The 18,975-nt window shown below is 73.4% G+C and carries 17 protein-coding genes; 10 read left to right on the top strand and 7 right to left on the bottom strand.

All coding sequences use genetic code 11. The features are described 5' to 3' along the window. The first annotated feature begins 84 nt into the window (after positions 1-84). The 4 genes from JT1_RS14715 to JT1_RS14730 all read left to right on the top strand — a co-directional run bounded on the left by JT1_RS14715 (position 85) and on the right by JT1_RS14730 (position 3,577). A complete protein-coding gene (locus JT1_RS14715; RefSeq protein WP_068329342.1) occupies positions 85-1,080 on the top strand; it encodes an LLM class flavin-dependent oxidoreductase in 996 nt (331 codons plus the stop codon). 454 nt (positions 1,081-1,534) lie between these two features. After that, positions 1,535-2,332 carry a M57 family metalloprotease gene (locus JT1_RS14720; RefSeq protein ID WP_068328082.1) on the top strand — a complete coding sequence of 266 codons (798 nt, stop codon included), beginning with the start codon at positions 1,535-1,537 and terminating at the stop codon, positions 2,330-2,332. Positions 2,333-2,549: 217 nt separating this feature from the next. After that, positions 2,550-3,056: a hypothetical protein gene (locus tag JT1_RS14725; protein ID WP_068328087.1), complete on the top strand. Its 507-nt coding sequence runs from the start codon at positions 2,550-2,552 to the stop codon at positions 3,054-3,056. 26 nt (positions 3,057-3,082) lie between these two features. Next, entirely contained in the window at positions 3,083-3,577 is a 495-nt protein-coding gene (locus JT1_RS14730) for an ASCH domain-containing protein (RefSeq protein WP_068328089.1), read from the top strand. A gap of 27 nt (positions 3,578-3,604) precedes the next feature. Here the strand turns inward: JT1_RS14730 and recD are convergent, their stop codons facing one another. The 3 genes from recD to recC are packed head-to-tail and all read right to left on the bottom strand — an operon-like array spanning position 3,605 to position 12,380. Continuing rightward, on the bottom strand, positions 3,605-5,380 hold the full coding sequence (gene recD / locus JT1_RS14735) for an exodeoxyribonuclease V subunit alpha (RefSeq protein WP_068328091.1): 1,776 nt from the start codon (positions 5,378-5,380) through the stop codon (positions 3,605-3,607). Continuing rightward, the gene (locus JT1_RS14740) at positions 5,377-8,727 is read right to left on the bottom strand and encodes a UvrD-helicase domain-containing protein (protein WP_068329343.1); all 3,351 of its coding nucleotides are present in this window, start codon (positions 8,725-8,727) and stop codon (positions 5,377-5,379) included. Before JT1_RS14740 ends, recD begins: the two co-directional genes overlap by 4 nt. 14 nt (positions 8,728-8,741) lie before the next feature. Further along, positions 8,742-12,380 (bottom strand): exodeoxyribonuclease V subunit gamma, encoded by a 3,639-nt coding sequence (gene recC / locus JT1_RS14745; protein ID WP_068328098.1) that lies wholly within the window; start codon positions 12,378-12,380, stop codon positions 8,742-8,744. Positions 12,381-12,474: 94 nt separating this feature from the next. Between recC and JT1_RS14750 the strand changes: the two genes are divergently transcribed. The 3 genes from JT1_RS14750 (at position 12,475) to JT1_RS14760 (ending at position 13,658) form a co-directional block, all read left to right on the top strand. Then, entirely contained in the window at positions 12,475-12,723 is a 249-nt protein-coding gene (locus JT1_RS14750; protein WP_068328110.1) for a type II toxin-antitoxin system Phd/YefM family antitoxin, read from the top strand. Continuing rightward, entirely contained in the window at positions 12,720-13,043 is a 324-nt protein-coding gene (locus JT1_RS14755) for a PIN domain-containing protein (RefSeq protein WP_218005608.1), read from the top strand. The genes JT1_RS14750 and JT1_RS14755 overlap by 4 nt, the downstream gene beginning before the upstream one ends. Positions 13,044-13,109: 66 nt before the next feature. Further along, on the top strand, positions 13,110-13,658 hold the full coding sequence (locus JT1_RS14760; protein ID WP_068328112.1) for a GNAT family N-acetyltransferase: 549 nt from the start codon (positions 13,110-13,112) through the stop codon (positions 13,656-13,658). Here JT1_RS14760 and JT1_RS14765 read toward each other — a convergent pair. From JT1_RS14765 to JT1_RS14775, 3 genes are read right to left on the bottom strand one after another with little or no spacing between them, the layout of a single operon-like run. Further along, positions 13,607-14,650 carry a threonine ammonia-lyase gene (locus JT1_RS14765; RefSeq protein WP_068328114.1) on the bottom strand — a complete coding sequence of 348 codons (1,044 nt, stop codon included), beginning with the start codon at positions 14,648-14,650 and terminating at the stop codon, positions 13,607-13,609. The two genes, JT1_RS14760 and JT1_RS14765, sit on opposite strands and share 52 nt — an antisense overlap. Positions 14,651-14,655: 5 nt before the next feature. Beyond that, positions 14,656-15,288, bottom strand: a complete 633-nt coding sequence (locus JT1_RS14770; RefSeq protein ID WP_068328116.1) for a DUF305 domain-containing protein — start codon at positions 15,286-15,288, stop codon at positions 14,656-14,658. Beyond that, the gene (locus JT1_RS14775) at positions 15,285-15,926 is read right to left on the bottom strand and encodes a thioredoxin-like domain-containing protein (RefSeq protein ID WP_068328122.1); all 642 of its coding nucleotides are present in this window, start codon (positions 15,924-15,926) and stop codon (positions 15,285-15,287) included. The genes JT1_RS14770 and JT1_RS14775 overlap by 4 nt, the downstream gene beginning before the upstream one ends. 90 nt (positions 15,927-16,016) lie before the next feature. On the opposite strand from JT1_RS14775, the gene JT1_RS14780 reads away from it, so the two are divergent. From JT1_RS14780 to JT1_RS14790, 3 genes are read left to right on the top strand one after another with little or no spacing between them, the layout of a single operon-like run. Continuing rightward, a complete protein-coding gene (locus tag JT1_RS14780; protein ID WP_068328126.1) occupies positions 16,017-16,955 on the top strand; it encodes an alpha/beta hydrolase in 939 nt (312 codons plus the stop codon). Beyond that, positions 16,952-17,296 (top strand): hypothetical protein, encoded by a 345-nt coding sequence (locus JT1_RS14785; RefSeq protein WP_068328129.1) that lies wholly within the window; start codon positions 16,952-16,954, stop codon positions 17,294-17,296. The genes JT1_RS14780 and JT1_RS14785 overlap by 4 nt, the downstream gene beginning before the upstream one ends. Next, a complete protein-coding gene (locus JT1_RS14790; RefSeq protein WP_068328132.1) occupies positions 17,293-17,919 on the top strand; it encodes a DUF998 domain-containing protein in 627 nt (208 codons plus the stop codon). The genes JT1_RS14785 and JT1_RS14790 overlap by 4 nt, the downstream gene beginning before the upstream one ends. On the opposite strand, the gene JT1_RS14795 is transcribed toward JT1_RS14790, so the two are convergent. After that, entirely contained in the window at positions 17,916-18,857 is a 942-nt protein-coding gene (locus JT1_RS14795; RefSeq protein ID WP_068328138.1) for a LysR family transcriptional regulator, read from the bottom strand. The genes JT1_RS14790 and JT1_RS14795 overlap by 4 nt on opposite strands. Positions 18,858-18,975 lie beyond the last annotated feature (118 nt).

Raw genomic sequence — 18,975 nt, forward strand, 5'->3', positions numbered from 1 at the left:
AGATTAGGCGAAGGGGGTGACATCTCCCCCTTCGTCCCGCTGCGTTGTGGAATACCGGTGCGGGAGTGCGGGGTTGTGGAGGACGTGCACCCACAGCTCTCACTCCTCGACCTGGCCACCGTCGGCCGCAACCAGCCCGTGAGCGAGGCGCTCGCCGACACCGTCACCCTCGCGCAACGCGCGGACGAGCTCGGCGCCTTCGAGAGGTTGTGGTTCGCCGAGCACCACAACATGGGGCGCATCGCCTCCGCGGCGACCTCCGTGCTCATCGCCCACGTGGCCGCGCGCACCGAGCGCATCCGCGTCGGGTCCGGCGGCGTCATGCTGCCCAACCACTCGCCGCTCGTCATCGCGGAGCAGTTCGGCACCCTCGCCGAGCTCCACCCCGGCCGCATCGACCTCGGCCTCGGGCGGGCCCCCGGCACCGACGGCCAGACGATGCGCGCGCTGCGCACGGACCCGAGGGCGGCCGAGTCCTTCCCCCAGGACGTGCGCGAGCTGCAGGGCTACCTCGCCGACGAGTCCCTCGTCGAGGGCATCCACGCCTACCCCGGGCGCGGCACCCGGGTGCCGCTGTACATCCTCGGGTCCTCGCTCTTCGGGGCCCAGCTCGCCGCCGCCTACGGCCTCCCGTACGCCTTCGCGAGCCACTTCGCGCCCGACGCCCTCGAGCAGGCGGTGCGGGTCTACCGCGAGCGGTTCACCCCGAGCGAGCAGCTGGCCGAGCCGCACGTCATCGCCGCGGCCAATGTCATCGCCGCCGACGACTCCGCGACGGCCCATGACGCGCGGCAGCGCGTGCTGCGCGCCCGGGTGCGGATGCTCGCCGGCCGGGTCGGCGGCGGCGACATCGACGACGCGATGGTCGACTCGCTCATGGACACCGCCATCGGGGCCCAGGCCCGGCACATGCTCACCCACACCATCGCCGGTGACGCGGCCGAGGTTGCCGCCGGCCTGCGCGACTTCGCCTCCCTCGCCGACGCCGACGAGCTGATCCTCACCAACCCGGCGCCCGAGCTGGACCTGCGGATCCGCACGCTCGAGATCCTCGCCGGGCTGCGCGAGGACGCGAGCTGACCTCCCTTCGCCGGCAGTGATGTCGTCGACACTGCCTTCGTCGACACTGACGAAACCCTGACGTCCCGGGGGTGGAGTCGTGGGGCGGGCGCCACCTAGCGTGGACGTCAGGAGCCCCGGCTCCCGCTGGACGTGGCCGAGTCCGATCATGAGGGGATCGCTCGGTCCCGGTCGTCGAACCGCTCCCCCCGGTTCGTGACCACCCTGGGAAGGGACACCCCCCTTCGCGCCACTCCTCCCCCGGCGCGGAGGGGGTGTCCTGCGTCCGGGGGCAGTGCCTCGCCGCGCTCCCACGGCCGGAGGTCGACGGGCTGGCAGGGCGCTGACCAAAGAAGAGGCCGATGCCTCCCGAACCCTGACGAGATCCCGGCCGAGCGGGCCGCTCCACGGTCATACATTCCCTTCACCCGGTCGGCGCGACCGCGTCACGGGACCTCATCGAAGGGTGAATCGCATGAAGCGTGCCGCAACCGTCCTGGCGCTCGCCGCCACCGTCTCCTTCGGCGCCTCGAGCGTCGGCCACGCCGCGGGGACCGCTGACGACCCGAGCTACACCGACTTCCGGTCGCAGACTGTCCAGGACACCGACAAGCAGTACATCGTCAACGGGGACATCCCCCTGTCCGGCGAGAAGCAGCTGCGCGAGTTCTACGACGAGCTGGTCAACCCCGGCAACGACTCCGCCCTGATCGTCAACACGGTTTACGGCAAGGACGACGTGTGGAGCGCCACGCAGGCCAAGAACCTCACCTACTGCGTGAGCACCAGGTTCGGCACCGACCACGCCAGGGTCGTGCAGGCCATGCAGGACGGCGGCAACCAGTGGGAGGCCGCGAGCTCCGGCGTCGACTTCACCTACGTCTCGTCGCAGGACGGCAAGTGCACCACCCGCAACAACAACATCGTCTTCTCCGTGGAGCCGACCAACACGACGAGCTACATCGCCCGTGCCTTCTTCCCCAGCACACCCAAGCGCAGCCGCAACGTCCTCGTCAGCACGAGCCAGCTCTTCACCGCCGGCTCGTGGACGCCCTCCAACATCATGGCCCACGAGCTGGGCCACGCCCTCGGCTTCCGCCACGAGCACACCCGCCCCGAGGCCGGCACCTGCTTCGAGGACAACAGCTGGCGCCCGCTGACCCCGTACGACTCGGCGTCGATCATGCACTACCCGCAGTGCAACGGCTCGAGCGACGACCTGAGCATGACCGCGGCGGATCGCGAGGGCATCCGCTCGGTCTACGGTTCCTGAGCCCCGGCCCAGGACCACGCAGGGAGGGGCACGCCCTTCGTCCCGGACTCCTCCGCCGGTGACGAAGGGCGTGTCCCGCGTCCGGTCGCTGCGCCCGGGAGGTCGGACGTCGGATGAGGAGATCCTCATGTCCGTCTCATCGAGAGCTCATCGACACTCCGTAGCTTCCTCGGTGAGGCGCGCCGCTGGGGCGGGCCACGTCGAAAGGCACGCCACCATGAAGCGTCTTCTCTCCTCCGTCGCCGTGAGCGGTCTGATCCTCACCGCCGCCGCAGCCGTGGCCCCCGGCGCCTCCGCCGACGAACGGGTCTGCCGCGGCTACATCGGCAAGGTCGTCGTCGACGACATCTTGGTCCCGCGGGGCGCGACGTGCTCGATGTACGGCACCCGGGTCAAGGGCAACATCAAGGTCGACTCCGGCGCCCTCCTCAAGGCCAACAAGCTGAGCGTCGACGGCAACATCCAGACCCAGGGCCACAGGTCCATCGCCATCAGCGGTGTGCGGATCGACGGCAACATCCAGGTCGAGGCGGGCGGCGGCGCGAGCATCCGCACCAACTACGTCGACGGTGACATCCAGGTCTTCAGCAACCGCAGCGGGTCGAAGAACATCTACGACAACCGGGTCGCCGGCAACCTCCAGTGCAAGAGCAACTACCCGGCGCCCAAGGGTGCTCGCAACAAGGTGCAGGGCAACAAGGAAGGCCAGTGCCGCCGCTTCTGACCCCGGACGGCGGGCACACTGGCCGGATGGACGACATCGAAGCCTTCTGGCAGCGGGCGCAGCAGCACGCCGACCTCGCGCAGGTCAGCTCGTACACCGGGGTGAACCCGCTGGCGGTGCTGCGCCCGCCGGCCTGGGGCTTCGGCGCCACGCCCGAGCAGGCGGACGAGCTGCTCGGGCTCGTGCTCGCGGGCACCAAGACCGCGACCGCGTCGGCGCTGTGGGACTACGAGGCCGAAGGGGAGGACCTCCCCGAGGAGGGGACGCTCGGCATCGTCGTCGACGGGTCGGGCACACCGCGGGCCCTCGTCGTGACGACCCGGGTGCGGGTCGTCCCCTTCGACGAGGTGGACGCCGAGCACGCCCGCGCGGAGGGGGAGGGCGACCTCTCCCTGGAGCACTGGCGGGCGGTGCACCAGGACTTCTTCGCGCGGCACGCGAGCCACGACCGCGGCTTCGCCCCGGACATGCCGGTGGTGCTGGAGGAGCTGCGGGTGCTGCACGCCGAGCCGGCGCGGTAGTCGCAGGAAGAGCTCCTGCTCAGCGGGTCAGACGCGGTGGCGCAGACCGGTGGCCCGCTGGGTCGGCCGTCGGACCGCGGCGCGGATCGCGGCCTCGGAGCCGACGAGCGTCACGGACTCCTGCGCGCGGGTGATCGCGGTGTAGAGCAGCTCGCGGGTGAGCAGGCGCGAGTCCTCGTCGGGCAGGACGACCGTGATGGCGCGGGCCTGGCTGCCCTGGCTCTTGTGGATCGTCAGCGCGTGCGCGGTCTCGACCTCGCCGAGGGTGCTCGCGGGGTGGACGACGGGCGTACCCGGCTCGCCGAAGACCCCCACGACCCGGTGATCGGCGCGCAGCGACATGACGCCGGTGTCGCCGTTGTACAGCCCGAGGCCGCGGTCGTTGGTCGTGACGAGCAGGGGACGCCCGACGACCTGGCGGCCCGAGTAGTCGGTCGCCTCGCCGAGCCAGCGCTCGACGCGGTCGTTCCACGGCCCGACGCCCCACGGGCCGTCACGGTGCGCGCACAGCAGCCGGTGCTCGGCGACCTGGCGCAGGGCGCCCGCGTGGTCGCCCGCGAGCGCGAGCTCGCGCAGCCGCAGGGCGTGGGCGAGCAGACGTGGCCGCAGCGCCGCGTCGGCACCGAGCACGTCGTCGACGGGCAGGTGCTCGACCGGTCCACCGGGGACGGCCGTGGCGAGCAGCTCGACGACCCGGTCGTCGTCGCCCACCCGCACCGCCTCGGCGAGGGCACCGATCTCCCGGCCGAAACGGTGCGACGTGCTCAGCCGCGACACCGGACCGTCCTCGCGGCCCGCGTACCCGGCGACGAGGTCCGCGAGGACCGCGCCGGCCTCCACGGACGCCAGCTGGTCGGGGTCGCCGACCAGCAGCAGCCGGCTGCCCGGGCGCAGGGCCTCGAGCAGGCGCGCGGTGAGGGTGAGCGACAGCATGGACGCCTCGTCGACGACGACCACGTCGTGCGGAAGGGGGTTGCCCCGGTCCCGTCTGAACCGGTTGCCGCTGTCGGGGCGCCAGCCGAGCAGACGGTGCACGGTGACGGCCTCGATGTCGGTGCCGAGCCGCTCCCGGTCGACCGCGGGCAGGTCGCCGAGGGCCCCGAGCACCGACTCGCGCAGGCGGGCAGCGGCCTTGCCGGTCGGCGCGGCGAGGGCGATGCGCGGGCGGTGGCCACTCGCTTCGGCCTGCTCGAGCAGGAGTGTCAGCAGCCCGGCGACGGTCGAGGTCTTGCCCGTCCCCGGGCCGCCGGCCAGCACCGTGGTCAGTCGGTGGGCGGCCGCGTGCACGGCCGCGCGCTGCTCGGCCCACGTCTGCCCGGGGAAGACGCGCGCCAGGCCGGCCTCGAGCACGGGCTCGTCGACCGCAGGAGGCGCGGCGGCCGCCCGCCGGGCGAGGTCCGCGGCGACCTGGACCTCTTCGCGGTGGTAGCGGTCGAGGTAGACCAGGCCGTGCTCGACGCGCAGCACCCCGGCGGTGGCGAGCGCGCTCGTGCGGACGCTCTCGAGCCACTCCTGCGGCGCCGGCAGCGGGGTCGAGGTGGGCGGGTCCACCTGGTCCACGGGCTCGAGCAGCGCGCGCGCGTGCTCGAGGTCCAGGCTGGTGGAGCCCTCGCGGGCGGCGCGCACGACGAGCGCGAGCGTCAGCCGGGCGAGCGGGTCGCTCTCCTCGACGAGCTCGGTGAGCCGCACGGCGACGTGGACGTCGGCCGCCTCGATGACCCCCGCGGCGTTGAGGTCGGCGAGGTCACCCGTCGCGGCGAGTGCGAGCCGGCGGTCGTACGGGTCGGTGGCCACGGTGGTCATGCGGCTCCCTTCGTGCCGGGGCGGCGCCCGTCGAGCAGGTCGGACACGCCCTCGATGAGCGCGATGGGCGGCTGCCAGGAGAAGACCCCGGTCGGGTGCCCGTCGACGACGGGCGTCTCGGGGCCTGCCATCCCGCGCAGGTAGAGGTAGAGCACGCCGCCGAAGTGCTCGTGCGGGTCGTACCCCGGCTGCCGCCACCGCAGGAACCGGTGCAGCACGACCCCGTAGAGGATCGCCTGGAGCGGGTAGGAGGAGTGGTTCATCGCCGCGCGCAGGGCGTCTGGCCCGTAGTGCTCGGTCGTCAGCGGGGTGTCGACGGGGCCCAGCCAGTTGGTCTTGTAGTCGACGACGAGGTGCCGTCCGCCGACTCGCAGGACGATGTCGACGGAGCCGGTGAGGTACCCGCGCAGCGCCTGGTCGCCGAGCACCGGGTCGTCGAGGACGTCGGCGAAGGGCAGCACCGGGTCGTCGGCCGGCAGGTGCTCGCGCATGAGCTCGGCCAGGTCGCCGAGCACCGCGGCGCTGCCGGCTGCTGCGTCCCCGCCGCCCAGCGGCAGCTCGAAGTCCATCTCGCACAGCCGGTCCCGCGACCCGACGTCCCGCAGCGTCGTGCCCGGGGCGATTGGCCCGAGCGGGCTGTCGATGACCCGGACCAGCGCCTCGGCGAGGCCGTCGCGGTCGAGGTCGGGCACGGGCCAGCGCACGACCTGCTCCTCGACGTGCGTGCGCAGCTCGACGAGCAGGTCGTCCGCCTGAGCGTCGGCCTCCTCGAGCACGGCGTGCACGAGGGAGCCGAAGCCCGCGCCCACCGGCAGCTCGGCCATGGGCGACGGGAGGTGACCCGCACCCGGTCCGGAGCCCGCCACGACGGGCAGCGGGGTACTCCCTTCGTCGTCCTGGTGCCCGACGTCCTCGGCCTCGCTCGCCACGAGCTCCTCGGTCGCGGGGCGGTGCGCCTCGTCGAGGGGACGGGTGAGCGCGGTGTACGAGGTGCGTCGCCACTCCTCGTCGATCGTGCGGGTGAACTCCCGCACCGAGAGGTCGCCGACCGGCGCGGGCCGGGCCACGGTCTCGGCGACGGGCCGGGCCTCGACGACCTCGACCCGCAGACCCCCGCGGGCCTCCCAGGCCTCGACCTGGCTGCGCAGGTGCTCGTCCCCGGGGACGGGGTGCGTCACGGGGACCGGCCCCTCGCCTGCGCTGCGCCCGAGGAGCATCCGGTGCAGGGGGGACGGCGCGGTGTTGCGGGCGGAGGGGAACCACCAGGCGACGACCTGGCTCTGGGCGCGGGTCATCGCGACGTAGAGCAGGCGCAGCGACTCGCCGCTCTCCTCCGCGGCGGCCCGGTCGAGGCGCTCGCGGCGGCCCTCGTCGGAGGTGATGCCGATGTCGAGCGCGCGGGTGCGGTCCTCGCGGTGGAAGTGCAGCACGTCGGGCGTGGGCAGCCACCGGTCGGCGAGGAAGGGCAGCATGACGATCGGGTACTGCAGCCCCTTGCTCGCGTGGATCGTCGCCAGGTGCACCGCGTCGGCGTCGCTGTCGAGTCGGCGGGCGCGCTCCTCCTTGCGGGCGGCGGCGATGCGTTCGCGCAGCCACGCGGTGAGGGAGGCGAGCCCCTCACCCTCGGTGACGACGCGCTGGTGCAGGGTCTCGCCGACGTGTCGCAGGTCGGTGAGGAGACGCTCGCCGTCGGTGCGGCGCAGCACCCGCGCGTCGAGCCCGTCGGCGGAGGCGGCGGCGAGCACGGCGGCGACGCCTCGGCGACCGAGCAGCGCGGCCCAGGTCCGCAGCCGGTGGGCGACCTCCTCGGTGAGGTCGTCGCCCTGCTCGTCGAGGTCGGTCGCGCTCGCCCCGACGAAGGGGGTCAGCGCCGCCGCGCGCACCCGCTCGGTGCGGTGCGTCAGCTCCATCGCCTCGAGCAGGGTGAGCCAGTGCGCGGCGGCGGGGGAGTCGTAGATGCTGTCGCTGGAGACGATGACCGAGCGCAGGCCCACCTCGGTGAGGGCGCTGCGCACCTCGTCGAGCTGCTTGCGGGTGTGGGCGAGGACCGCGACGTCACCGGCGCGCAGCGGTTTCCCCACGAAGGTCGTGCCCCGCGCCAGCAGCCGGGTGATCTCGGCGGCGCAGTCGCGCGCGACGAGCGGTCGCACCGCGGCGATGGCCACGGACCGCTCGCCGGGCGGCTGCACGAGCTCGGTCGGCACGACCCGCAGGCGCACCGGGTCGAGGAGGCCGTCCGGTGCGACGCCGCCGGAGGTCCCGAGACGGGACCCCTGCGTGGCCGCGCTCACCGGGTGGACGACGATCTGCGGGTCGCCGAGCTGGGCACCTCCGAGCAGCACCCCGAGGCTGCGCACGAGCGGGCCGTCGGAGCGGTGGTTGACGTCGAGGGTGTGCCGGGTCGTCGCGGTGGCGGAGGCGGCGAGGTAGGTGTCGACGTCGCCGCCGCGGAACCCGTAGATCGCCTGCTTGGGGTCGCCGATGAGCACGAGCGTGCTGTGCCCGGAGAAGGCCCGGTCGAGCACCTGCCACTGCACCGGGTCGGTGTCCTGGAACTCGTCGACCAGCACGACGCGCCACCGGTGCCGCATCCGCTCGCGGGCCGGCGAGTCCTCGTCCTCGAGGGCGTCGGCGAGATGGGAGAGCAGGTCGTCGTAGCCGAGCACCCCGAGCCGCCGCTTGCGCCGGTCCATCTCACGTCGCACGAGGTGCGCGAAGCGCAGGGCCCGCGCGTCGGCGCCCTGCCCCTCGAGCTCGCCGGGGTCGAGCACGGCATGCGGGTTCTCGGTGACGGCGCGGGCGATCTCGCCGGCGCGCTGCCGGCTGAAGGCCGGCTCGCCGCCGCCCGCGAAGCCGCGCACGTAGAGGTCGTCGACGACCTCCTCGCGCAGGTCCGACAGGTCGTCGACGAGGCGCGCGTGGGCGTCGGAGTCGCCCGCGACACCCAGGCTGCGCAGCACGATCTGGCAGAACTGGTGGGTCGTCGCGATCGTCGCGGCGTCGAAGTGGGTCAGCGCGTCACGCAGTCGCCGCGCCCGCTCGGCGACCTCGTGCTCGGACCCGGTCCGCAGCAGCGCGACGACCGGGTCCTCGCTCGCGATCCTCGGGTCGGCGACGTGCCGGTGGACGTGTCGGAGGTGCTCGCGGACGCGCTCGCGCATCTCCCGGGAGGCCGCGCGGCCGAAGGTGATGACGAGCATGTCCTCGAGCCGCACCTGCCCCTCGGCGACGTATCGGGAGACAAGAGCGCCGATCGTCCACGTCTTGCCGGTGCCGGCGCTCGCCTCCAGCAGGACCGTGCCCGTCGGCAGGTCCGCCGTGATGTCGAAGGGGGTCAGCGTGCTCATGCCCGTCACCTCGGTCATGCGGAGCTCTCGATGTTGTCGATGGCCGGACCCCAGACCCTGGGCGCGAGGGTGGCCAGGTCGGTCCCGGGGCCGGCGACGTCCTCCAGGAGCACGGCGAAGGGAGCCTCGCTCCCGTGGACGAGCCGCCACCACGCATCGTCCCGCTCGCCGGGGATGACCGTGCCGTTCCTGAGGTGGCTGGCGGACCAGTCCGCCTCGGCCTTCTTCGTCGCAGCGGTGTGCCGGGAGCCGTTGCGCTGCACCACCTCCGCCCACGCGAAGGCGGTCTTGACCGGCAGCGGCAAGGGCGCGGTCAACCCGAGCGCGTACAGGTCGACGAGGGCCGCGAGGTGCGACCGGGCAGCGGCCTGCGGCAGGGGCCCGCGGGTCGTGCGGGCCACAGAGCCCCGGCTGCCCTTGCCGAGGGCACTGGCCTGCCACCCTTCGTCGTCCGACCCGGCGGCGGTGAGGGCGAGCAGACGGATCCACGAGGCGAGCTGGTGCTTGGGGGCCAGGCGCGAGTAGGTGACGTCGACGAGGTGGTGACCGCGCACACCGTCGACGGTGCCGGTGAGCCGTCGGTCGCCGGGGAGGGCGACCTCGATGTCGAACGAGCGCGGCTCCTCGGCCGGCCCCTGCGCCACCTGGGCCATGAGCCCCTCGACGGCCCGTCCGATCTCCTCGAGCGCGAGGTGGCCGAGGCCGGCGGGCGGCAGCTCGCCGCGGAGCAGCTCGGCCTGGTAGATCGCGTGGGGGTCGTGCCCGGCGACCCGGGCGCGCAGGGCGCGGTCGCCGATGGCCCACTTCTGGAGGCCGTCGAGGTCGATCGGCAACCGGTCGCTCACCTCGTCGACCTCCCGGGAGACACCGACGCCGAGCCGCTCGCGCACGAAGCCGCGGGCCGGGTTGTCGTAGAAGGAGATCAGCTCGGCGAGCGAGATGTCGTCGACGGCGCGGGCGGGCAACGGCGAGGTGAGCAACCGTCCGGGCGGGGTGCGCTCGCCCAGACTGGCCCGGGCGGCCTGCAGCGCGGCCCGGTCGAAGCTGAACGGTCCGTCGTCACCCTGCCCACCCGAGAGGTTGCGCGCGTCGAAGGGCTGCAGCGGGTGCTGGCGGACCGGCACGGGCGCGGTGGTCGTCTCGCGGGCGGCGTCGATGAGCTCGCCGAGGGGGACGGCGGGCGGGCAGGGCTCGCCGCTGTGCTCGTCGGCGCCGGTGTAGGTGATGACGAGGCGGTCCCGGGCGGCGAGGACGGCGTCGAGGAGGAGCTGCCGGTCCTCGCTGCGGGCGTCGCGCTCGCCGGTGAGCGGGGTGCGGGCGAGCACGTCGTCACCGTCGACCGTCTGCTGCCGCGGGAAGGAGTCGTCGTCCATCCCGAGCAGGCACACGACGCGGTGGGGGACCGAGCGCATCGGTGTCATCGTGCACACGGTGAGGCCGCCGGTGCGGAAGCTCGCGCGGCTCGGCCGCCCGGCCAGCTGGTCGCGCAGCAGCACGCGGACGTCGGCGAGGCGCAGCGGCACGTCGTCCCCGGCATGCCGGGCGGCCGAGGAGAGGGTGCGCCGCAGGTCGCCCACCTGCCACTGGTCGCGGGTGGGCACGTCGGTGAGCGACAGGACGGTCTCGGTGAGCCCGGTCATCCACTGCTCGGCCGTGCCGGCGCCCTCGAGGGTGTCGAGCCCTGCGCCGATGCGCCCGAGCATCTCGGTGACCCGGCCGACGAGATCGACGGAGCCGCTGCCGACGTCGTCGAGCGGCATGACCCCGCCGACCTCGAGCGGCCCGTCGGCGGAGACGGTGACGCCGAGCAGGAGCCGGTCGAGACCGAACCGCCACGTCCCCTGGTGCTCCACCTCCATGGCGAAGGGGGCCCGCCGCGCCTGGTCGTAGCCCCACCGGATCCCGGAGTCGGTGACCCAGCGGGTCATGGTGGCGAGGTCGTCGTCGTCGAGGCGGAAGCGGCGCCGCACCGCGTCGCTCGCTGCCAGGTCGAGGACCTCGCTCGCGGTCAGGCGACCACCGGCGAGGGCCACGACACGGTGGGCGACGTCGAGGAGCGGGTTGGTCGCGCGCAACGAGCGGTCGGCGAGGCGGACGCGCAGGCGGTGGGCGGGGTGGGTGTCGACGCCCTCGGCGTCGGTCCCGTGGTCACCGAGACCGAAGGCCGCCCCGATGAGCGGCGCGTAGGTCTCGACGTCGGGGCACATGACGAGCACGTCCCGAGGCTCGAGGCCCGGGTCGTCCTCGAGCAGGCCGACGAGCACCTCGCGCAGCACCTCCACCTGCCGCGCCGGGCCGTGGCACGAGTGCACCTGGATCGACCGGTCGTTAGCGGGCACCTGGCGCGCCGCCCGCTCGTCCTCGTCGGGCACGTGGTCGTCGCGGATGTCGGCCTGGAGCCACTCGAGCACGCTCCTCGGCGGCGCCGGCACCCCGTCACCCGCCCCCTGAGGAGGCGCGCCGTCACCCGCTCCCTGAGGAGGCGTCCCGTCACCCGCTCCCTGAGGAGGCGCGCCAGCGCCGTCTCGAAGGGCGGCCGGGCTCCCGCTGCTCCCCAGCACCCGCACCAGCTCGCGCGAGTCCCGCCCGAGCGAGGCCAGGAGGGGGTGGTGCACGAGGTCGCTCGTGCGGTCGTCCGCGCGGTCCACGACGCCCTCGTCGGCGAAGGGGGCGAGCCGCTCCCACAGGTCGGGCGAGGGCTGCGGCAGCCACAGGTGCACGTCGCGGGAGAGGGCGAGCGCCCGGAGGAGCTCGACGTCGGTGACCGCCAAGCGCGTGTGGCCGAAGAGCGAGAGCCGCTCCGGCAGCTCGAGCCCATCTCCGTCCGCTCCCTGAGGAGGCGCGCCAGCGCCGTCTCCATCCGCTCCCTGAGGAGGCGCGCCAGCGCCGTCTCCATCCGCTCCCTGAGGAGGCGCGCCAGCGCCGTCTCCATCCGCTCCCTGAGGAGGCGCGCCAGCGCCGTCTCCATCCGCTCCCTGAGGAGGCGCGCCAGCGCCGTCTCCATCCGCTCCCTGAGGAGGCGCGCCAGCGCCGTCTCGAAGGGACGCGACCGTCTCGGCGTGGCGCACGTCCGGCGGGGGAGCGTCGACCCGCGCGACGAGCCGCCGCCACAGCTCGGCCTGCCACGCCAGGTCGGTGTCCAGGGCGGCGCCGGCGCCGTCGGTGTCCCGCCCCTCGCGCCAGTCGGTGAGCATCGTCGGTCGGCTCTGCGCGTAGCGGTGGAGGAGTCGGGCGAGGCGCAGCGCGACGGAGTACCGCCGCCCGGCCCGGACGCCGTCGGGGTCCTCGGTGCCGTGCCCGAGGTGCCGGCTGAGGGCCGTGCACCACGGCTCGCCGAGCGCGTCGTCGATGACCGACAGGAGCGGCCAGGCGAGGTGCTGCGGCAGCCAGGGGTCGTCGTCGTCACGGCCGGTGAGCATCGTGACGAGCGAGCGCGGCCGCAGGAAGGTGACGCCCGCGCACACCCCGTCCTGACCCCCTTCGCCTGTGCCGAGGCGGTGCGAGAGCCGCTGCGCGAGCCAGCGCTCGATGCCCTGCTCGGGCACGACGACGACCTCTTGGGCGAAGGGGTCCGGCAGCGGGCTCGCCAGCAGCCCACCGAGGTCCTCGGCGAGGGTGTCGGTGCGCTGCGCGCGGTGGAGGTGTAGGGCCACATGCAGACCGTATCCGCGCCGACCGACAGCGCGTGGTGGACCATCCACATGCTCGACGTCCGCGGTCATGTGCTACAGCGCGCTACGGTGATCCATGAGCACCATCAGCCAGCGGCAGCTGCGCAACGACAACGCGGAGATCATGCGCGGCGTCGAGCGGGGCGAGAGCTACACCGTGACGCGTCGCGGAGTCCCCGTGGCGACGTTGTCACCCTTCACCGAGCAGACGGACCTGCAGTGGCTGCGGCCGGCGACCAAGCGATCGCCTTTCGCCGAGATCCGCCGGGCCCACGCCACCGAGTCCACTCAAGAGATCCTCGACGACGTGCGCGGCGATCGGTGAGCTGCTGGTACCTCGACACCTCCGCGGCTCTGAAGCTCGTGATCGAGGCGCGGGAATCGAGCGTCCCGGCAGATCACCTGGACACCGAGACACCCGACCTCGTGGCCTGCCTGCTGCTCGAGACGGAGCTGCGTCGGGCAGCGCAGCGAAGGGGTGACCTCACCCAGGAGGTGGTGTCCCAGCTGGTCGAGCGGGTGAACCTCTTCGAGATGCCGGCCTCGCTCTTCCGCGAGGCGGGGCTGCTCGGCGGTCCTCGCCCGAGGTCGCTCGACGCCCTGCACTCGCGGCAGCCGTACGCATCGGGGCCGATGCCGTCGTGACCTACGATCACCGCATGGCTGAGGCATCACGCGACCTCGGCTTCACCGTCATCGCTCCCACCTGACATGGGCGACCTGCAGCACGTGCGCACCGAGCGGCTCCGGCTCGACATCCCGACCATCGAAGACCTGTCGAACCTGCACGCCATCTACTCGGACCCGCGGACCTGGGCGCACTCCCCAGAAGATCTGCAGACCCATGAGCGCACGACCTTCGTCATGCTCGCGGGCTGGCTGCACGGGTGGGAGCGCGACGGGCTGGGACCGTGGATCGTGCGCTCGCTCGACGACGGCACCTTCCTCGGCAACGCGGGGTGCTGGCTGCGGCCGGGTGGCTGGTGGAACCTCGGCTACGCCATCGCCCCCGACTCCCGTCGCGCGGGCCTGGCCACGGAGGCCTGCGCCCCCGCGCTCACCGCCGCGCGTGAGGTCAGGCCCGACGGCCCGGTCCTCGCCCGGCTCCTCGAGCACAACACCGCCTCCCGTCGGGTCGCCGAGCGGCTCGGGATGACCCTGGTCCACCGCGGCCCCGCTGAGGGGGCCCCTGACGCCGTCCGACTCGTCTACGCGGACCGGGAGGTCACGTCAGAGGAGCTGGCAGCACGCCTCGGCTGAGGGCCGCTGCCGGGCGGGCCTGACAGGCTCGCCGTCAGCACGTCGGCGAGGACCGGGGCGTCGACGTTGCCGCCGCTCGCCACGACGACGACGGTCTGACCGGCGAACCGCTCCCGCTGTGCCAGCACCGCTGCCAGCGCGGCCGAGCCGCCCGGCTCGACGACGAGCTTGAGCGTGCGCACCGCCTCGCGCATCGCGACCCGCGCCTCGTCGTCGGTGACCTCGAGCGCGGTGACCGGGTGCCGCGAGAGCGCGGCGAGCGTGTGCTCACCGACGGTCGGCGACCCGATCGCGTCGAGGAAGACCGGCACCGCCGGCACCTTCTCCACCCGGCCGGAGGCGAGCGAGCGCGCCATCTTGGGGTACCCGTGGCGCTCCACGACGAAGGGGGCGACGTCGTACGTCGAGCGGACCGCCTCGATGACCCCCGACGACAACCCACCACCGCTGCACGGGAGGACGACGGCGTCGGGGGAGTGGCCCCCTTCGCGCAGCTGGTCGACGATCTCCAGGCCCACGGTCCCCTGGCCCGACATCACGCGGACGTCGTCGTAGGGGTGCACGAGGGTCAGGCCGCGCTCGGCGACGAGGCCGCGCCCGACCTCCTCGCGGTCCTGCGTCGCCGGGTCGTAGAAGACGACCTCAGCGCCCCACCAGCGGCACCCGTCGACCTTGATCCGCGGGGCGTCCTGCGGCATGACGATCGTCGCGGTCGAGCCGGTCATCCTCGCCGAGGCCGCGACCGCCTGGCCGTGATTGCCGGTGGAGAAGGCGAGCACGCCGGCCGCCCGCTCCTCGTCGTCCAGCGAGAGCAGCGTGTTGAGCGCGCCGCGGATCTTGAACGAGCCGGTCAGCTGCAGCGCCTCGGCCTTGACGAGCACGGTCGCGCCGACCAGCTCGTCGAGCATCGGTGAGGAGAGCAGCGGGGTCCGTCGGACGCGTCCGTCGAGCCGCCGCGCCGCGGCCCTGATCGTGTCGATGCCGAAGTCCATGGGACTCACTCTGCCAGCGGCTTCGCGCCACGCTCCCGCAGCATCGTCGTCATCGTCTCGACCTCGCTGGTCTGGCTGTTGATGATCGAGGTGGCGAGGGTCTCGACGGCCTCGTTCTTGGCGTAGTCGCGAGCTGCCTCGGCCATCGGGACGCCGGCGTCGTGGTGGCGGATCATCAGCTGGAGGAAGTAGACCTCCGCCTCTTCGCCCTCCAGGCCCTCGAGCCTGGTGATCTCCTCCTGGCTCGCCATGCCGGGCATGAGCCCGTCGTCGGTGAGCTCGGAGGCCTCGTCGCCGTGGGAGTGGCCCAGGCCCTTCATCCAGTCCATCGGCTTGCCGGGCCCGGTCGGGCTCAGGCCCCACGTCTGCAGCCAGCCGGCCATCTGGCCGGACTGGTGCGACTGGGTGCGGGCGATGTCGTAGGCGAGCGAGCGCACGAACCGGTCGTCGGTGCGGTCGTAGATGATCCACGACATCTCGACGGCCTGGTCGTGGTGGGTCTGCATGTCGCGGGCGAAGCCTGCCGCGACGCTGTCGTCGGCCGGCAGGTCGTCCCCGCCGGCGCGGCTGACGAGCAGCCCGGCGACGAGCCCGACGGCCAGCGCGACGACGGCGGCGAGGACGACCCGGGGGGTCACTTGACGAGGCTCGTCTCGGGGGTCACCCCGCCGGTGCAGGCGGCGCCGGGCTCAGGGGTCTGCGGCCCCTGGCGGTACTCCTTGATGAAGCCCTTGATCCGCGGGTCGTCCGCCGAGTCGACGGCGAGCTGGGTGCCCCAGGCGGACAGGACGATCTTGCTCGGCATGTCGCCCTCGTACGGGGAGAGGATGGTGTACGTGTCCGGCAGGGTGTCGTCGAGCTTGTCGACGTCGGCCTCGGGCAGGGACGGGTCGTAGGTGATCCAGACGGCACCGTGCTCGAGCGAGTGGACCGCGTGCTCGTCGGGCACCGCCTCGTCATAGGTGCCGCAGTTGAGCCAGACGCCGTTGTGCTCGCCCCCGACCGGCGGCGACTCCTTGTAGTCGACCCGGCCGTTGACGTGGTTGCCGCCCTTGTAGTCGAAGGTCTTGACGGACCCGAGGTCGCCCGCGGCCGCGCGCTCGTCGCGCTCACCGAGGATCGCCCAGAGGACGGCGCCGGCGATGAAGACGATCACCAGGCCGGCGGCGCCGGCGAGGAGGAGCGACCGGCGGCGGTCGGCCGACTGCTGAGCCTTGCGGGCCTCGGCGAGCTTGGCCTCGCGGGCGGAGAGGTTGGTGGACTTCTTGCTGCTCATGGGTCCCTCGGGGTCGGGGGGCGGGTCTGGGCCGATTATTGCACCGTCAACTGAAAGTCCACTGGGGGCTCTCGCCACTAGTCTGGCGCCATGCGCTCCGAGACGACCACCATCACCTCCCCGCAGGACGGTCTGCCGCTCTTCGTCCGCATCTGGCTCCCGGACGCGCAGGCGAAGGGGGTCGTGCAGATGGCCCACGGCATGGCCGAGCACTCGGGTCGCTACGAGCGCTTCGCGCAGGCCCTCACCGACGCCGGCTACGCGGTGTGGATGCACGACCACCGAGGACATGGGGAGACCTCGAGCGGTGTCGAGGACCGCGGCTACTACGCCGACGACAACGGTTGGGACACGGTCGTCGAGGACCTGCACGCGATCTCGGACGCCATCGCCGAGCGGCACCCCGACCTGCCCGTCTTCTTCTTCGGGCACTCCATGGGTTCGCTCCTCGGCCGCGACTACATCACCAGGTACGGGCACACCCTCGCCGGCGCGGTCCTCTCCGGCACCGCCGGCGACCCGGGCCTCCTCGGCAAGGTCGGCCAGGTGGTCGCGACCCTGCAGGCGCGCATCCGCGGTCGCCGCACGACGTCCCGGCTCATGGACGCGCTGACCTTCGGCGCCTACAACAAGCCCTTCAAGGACGAGGGCGACTTCGCCTGGCTCTCCCGCGACCCGGCCGAGGTGCGCAAGTACGTCGACGACCCGCGCTGCGGCGAGGTCTTCACCGCCGGGTTCTTCGCCGACCTGCTGGGCGGGGTCGGTCGCCTGCAGGGCCTCGCCGCCCGGGTCCCGCACGACCTGCCGCTGCTCGTGGTCTCCGGCTCCGACGACCCCGTCGGCGGCAAGGACGGCCGCGGCGCGCGTGCCGTGGCCGAGGCCTTCAGTGCCGGCGGCGTCCGGGACGTCACCGTGGAGATCTTCCCCGGTGCCCGGCACGAGCTGCTCAACGAGATCAACCGCGACGAGGTCACGGCGGACGTCATCGGCTGGCTCGATGCCCACCTGCCCGTGACGAAGGGAGTGTGACTGACGTGACCGAGGACAAGCGTGATGCCCGCCGGGCCATCGAGGACCTCGAGCTCGAGCGGCGGCTCGGCGAGGCCGGTGCGGCCGCGGCGAAGATCGCCCAGGACGCGGTGGGACTCGTCGGGACCTTCGCCGCCGACCACCGCGAGCAGGCCCACGGGTTCCTCGATCGCGCCGAGAGCGAGGTCGCTCGGGTGACCGGTGGCACGGGCGCCGGGTTCCTCGGCAAGGTGCGCTCGGGGCTGGCCGCGGGCGTCGACCTCGTGGCCGACCAGAAGCCGGGCGGGCAGGAGCCGGGCGGCGACCAGCCGCCGGCGAGCCCCCCTTCGCCCGACGCGTGACGCGACTGCGGCTCGGCGGGCTGCTGCTCCTGCTCGCCGTGCTCTACCTGCTCGGCGAGGCCTGGGCCGTCGGCGGCTGGCAGGGGCGTCCGTACAGCTGGACCCGTGACGCGATCAGCGCGCTCGGCGTGCCCGAGGTCATGTGGACCGATGCCGACCGCGCCGAGTCGACGCGGCACGGGGCGATGAACGCGACCTTCGTCGTCTCGGGTGTGCGGGTCGCGCTCGCCGCGCTCGTCCTCGCCCCGTGGGTCCCGCGGTGGCGCTGGGCGGTGCTCCCTCTCGCCGTCGTGCACGGGCTCGGGGTCGTCGTCGTCGGTCTCGTGCCCACGGGCCTGACCTCCGACCGGGCCAACGGGCACGGGACCGGCGCGGTGCTCGCGATCGTCGGCGGCACGCTGCTGCTCGTCGCGCTGACGATCGCCCTCGCGCGCCGGTACCCGGCCCTCGCCGGCTGGGCCGCGGTCTGCGCGCTCGTGTCGTGCGCGGGGATCGTCCTGATGTGGACCGGGGTGGTCGGCTTCGGGCTGGCCGAGCGGCTCGCGGTCGACGCGGTCATCGTCTGGCAGGTCGTGGCCGGGGCAGTGCTCCTGCTGCACGCCCGCCCGCCCGCCCAGCCCTAGGAGGGTCTCGCCTCTTCCGGGGGCACGCCAGCGACGGTGAGGCCCTGCTCGTCCGCAGCCGTGCGCACCGCCTCGACGAAGAGGTCGATCGACGGGCGCGGCGTCGAGCTGGCCCGGTGCGCGACCGAGACCGTGCGCAGGATCGTCTCCTCGAGCGGCACGACGTCGACGCCCGGCGGCAGCAGCGTCAGGCCGAGGTCGGAGACGAGGGAGACCCCGAGGCCGCCGGCGATCATCGCCAGGGCGGTGAACTGCTCCTCGACGGTGTGCACGATGCGCGGCTCGAAACCGTGCGCGTGGCACTCCACCCGGACCGCGCGGCCGAAGTGCGACCGGGGCCCCGAGAGGATCCACGGGTACTCGGCCAGCTCGGTGAGGGAGACGCTGTCGCCGGGCAGGACACCCTCGGGGACGGCTGCGTGCAGCCGCTCGACGGCGACGACCGACCGCTGGACCGCGGGGTCCCAGTCGACGGGGTGGCCCGAGTAGTCGATGACGAAGGACATGTCGAGCAGCCCGTCGCGCACCGCGTCGGCGGTCTCCTCCGGGACGAGCTCGGTGGTGCGCACCGCGATGCCGGGGTGCTCGAGCGCCAGCGCCGAGAGGGCCCGCGGCAGCAGGCCGGAGGCGACCGACGCCCACACGCCCACGGTGAGGCGCGCGGTGATGCCGGACTGGGCCTGCTCGATGGCCGCGGTCGCCCGCTCGACGGAGCCGAGGATCTCCTCGGCGTGCTCGGACAGGAGGAGGCCGAGCTCGGTGAGCTGCACCCGCCGACCGTGCTTCTCGATGAGCTTGACGCCCACCTCGCGCTCGAGCTGGGCGAGCTGCTGGGAGACGCCGGAGGGGCTGTAGTGCAGGGCCTGGGCGGCAGCGGTGATCGTGCCGCGCCGGTGCAGCTCGCGCAGCATCTGCAGTCGTCGCAGGGACAGCTCCATCCGCCCACAGTAGGCGGCGCGGATCGTGCACAGAAGGTGCACGATCAGGCGCACCTTCCGTAACTGGACGTCAACGGCGTCACACGCTGACGCTGGGGCCATCGCTCCTGACGCAGAA

The organism is Janibacter terrae NBRC 107853 (assembly GCF_001591405.1).
GTDB classification, from domain to species: Bacteria; Actinomycetota; Actinomycetes; order Actinomycetales; family Dermatophilaceae; genus Janibacter; species Janibacter terrae.

What these genes read in the sequence shown, in the direction of transcription:
- JT1_RS14760 (WP_068328112.1), top strand. Translation starts at nt 13,110, where the DNA reads ATGGGCGACCTGCAGCACGTGCGCACCGAGCGGCTCCGGCTCGACATC.
- JT1_RS14740 (WP_068329343.1), bottom strand. Translation starts at nt 8,727, where the DNA reads ATGAGCACGCTGACCCCCTTCGACATCACGGCGGACCTGCCGACGGGC.
- JT1_RS14775 (WP_068328122.1), bottom strand. Translation starts at nt 15,926, where the DNA reads ATGAGCAGCAAGAAGTCCACCAACCTCTCCGCCCGCGAGGCCAAGCTC.
- JT1_RS14750 (WP_068328110.1), top strand. Translation starts at nt 12,475, where the DNA reads ATGAGCACCATCAGCCAGCGGCAGCTGCGCAACGACAACGCGGAGATC.
- JT1_RS14720 (WP_068328082.1), top strand. Translation starts at nt 1,535, where the DNA reads ATGAAGCGTGCCGCAACCGTCCTGGCGCTCGCCGCCACCGTCTCCTTC.
- JT1_RS14765 (WP_068328114.1), bottom strand. Translation starts at nt 14,650, where the DNA reads ATGGACTTCGGCATCGACACGATCAGGGCCGCGGCGCGGCGGCTCGAC.
- JT1_RS14780 (WP_068328126.1), top strand. Translation starts at nt 16,017, where the DNA reads ATGCGCTCCGAGACGACCACCATCACCTCCCCGCAGGACGGTCTGCCG.
- JT1_RS14725 (WP_068328087.1), top strand. Translation starts at nt 2,550, where the DNA reads ATGAAGCGTCTTCTCTCCTCCGTCGCCGTGAGCGGTCTGATCCTCACC.
- JT1_RS14730 (WP_068328089.1), top strand. Translation starts at nt 3,083, where the DNA reads ATGGACGACATCGAAGCCTTCTGGCAGCGGGCGCAGCAGCACGCCGAC.
- JT1_RS14795 (WP_068328138.1), bottom strand. Translation starts at nt 18,857, where the DNA reads ATGGAGCTGTCCCTGCGACGACTGCAGATGCTGCGCGAGCTGCACCGG.
- recD (WP_068328091.1), bottom strand. Translation starts at nt 5,380, where the DNA reads ATGACCACCGTGGCCACCGACCCGTACGACCGCCGGCTCGCACTCGCC.